The sequence below is a fragment of the Streptomyces aculeolatus genome, assembly GCF_020400605.1.
Classification (GTDB): domain Bacteria; phylum Actinomycetota; class Actinomycetes; order Streptomycetales; family Streptomycetaceae; genus Streptomyces; species Streptomyces aculeolatus.
In genome coordinates, this window is sequence record NZ_JAINRD010000072.1 from 1 (window position 1) to 1,414 (window position 1,414).

1 protein-coding gene is annotated in these 1,414 nt (G+C 67.6%); it reads right to left on the minus strand.

Translation table 11 applies throughout. From position 1 onward, the window contains the following. Nucleotides 1–128: 128 nt before the first annotated feature. Entirely contained in the window at nt 129–1,358 is a 1,230-nt protein-coding gene (locus LG396_RS38745) for an IS701 family transposase (RefSeq protein WP_225798302.1), read from the minus strand. Nucleotides 1,359–1,414: the final 56 nt, after the last annotated feature.

The following is a 1,414-nucleotide window of genomic DNA, read 5'->3' on the forward strand; positions in this document are numbered from 1 at the left end:
GGCCCTAGTAGTGCTTCGTTAGGTTCTGTGTCTTCGGGTGTGTTTGGGCAGGGTGCGGCCGCAGGTGGTGCAGGTGCCGGTCCAGCACCTCAGCAGGTCTTGGAGGAGGTCCAGGACTTGGTAGAGGGTCAGACCGGCGTCTGGGCTTTTGGGTCGAGCCGCCTGAGGGTGAGGAAGGCCTGGGCGGCGGTGACGAGGGTGACGTGGTGGTGCCAGCCGCGCCAGGTGCGTCCCTCGAAGTGGTCCAGGCCCAGAGCGTGTTTCAGTTCGCGGTAGTCGTGCTCGATCCGCCAGCGCATCTTCGCCCACCGCACCAGATCCGTGATCGGGGTGGTGGCGGGCAGGTTGCTCATCCAGTAGCCGGTCGGCTCTGACGCCTCTTCGCGCTGCTCGACCAGCAGGGTCCGCAGAGGCAGAACCCCGTCCCACTGACTTCGCCCGCCGGCCTGTTCCTGGGCGGTGCGGGTGGCTTCCTTGCCTGACGGCCGCACCTCAATGACGGCAAAGCGCGAGGTCATCGTGCCTTTGCTTCCCTGACGCCAGGAGACTTCCTGGAATAAGGGGGCGGCGTCGATGAACGTGGTCAGGGGTCGGGCCGGCTCACGGTAGCGGGGCAGCGTGGGCGGCCCCAGCCCGCCGTAGTCGGGCTGATGAGGCCCGGCCGCGGCCGGGCGGGCAATCTCCTTGGGATCGACGGCCATCACGTAGGACCAGCCGCGTGTCTCAAGCGCGAGCCGGAAGGAGACACTGCGGCCGTAGCCGGCATCCCCGACGATCACCGGCACCATCAGTCCCTGCGCGGCCAGCCGGTCCAGCAGGCCCAGGGCCAGAAAGGTCTTGGAGACGTGTCCGGTCTCATCGGGCACCCCCGCCCGCCGTCGCCGCTGCTCGTCGTTCGTCCATTCCTCGGGCAAGAACAGTTCCCACTCCAGCGGGCAGGAGGCGGTGTCGCTGGCCGCATGCACGCTAACCGCGACCTGGCAGTTCGCCCGCTTGCCCAACGCCCCGCAGTACTGCCGGGCCACCCCCACCGACGCGGTGCCGCACTTGGGAAACGACACATCGTCGACCACCCACACCTCAGGCTGGATCACCCCGGATAGCCGCTCAGCGATCCTCCGCCGCACCGGCAGCGGATCCCACGGCGACTGGCTCACGAACTGCTGCAGAGCCTGCATGTTCCCGTCCGGCAGCCGCCCGGCCATCGGCTGGATCGACTTACGACGACCGTCCAGCATCAGACCCCGCAGATAACACTCGCCCCACCGCCGCTGATCCCGACGCGGCAGCGAGGCGAACACATCGGCAACGAACTCCGCCAACTCACCCCGGAGCCGTTCCACCTCCCCCAACCTCATACAGAAAGACTGCCCACCACCAGCCGAGATCACCCGACGTAACGAAGCACTACTAG

What these genes read in the sequence shown, in the direction of transcription:
- LG396_RS38745 (WP_225798302.1), bottom strand. Translation starts at nt 1,358, where the DNA reads ATGAGGTTGGGGGAGGTGGAACGGCTCCGGGGTGAGTTGGCGGAGTTC.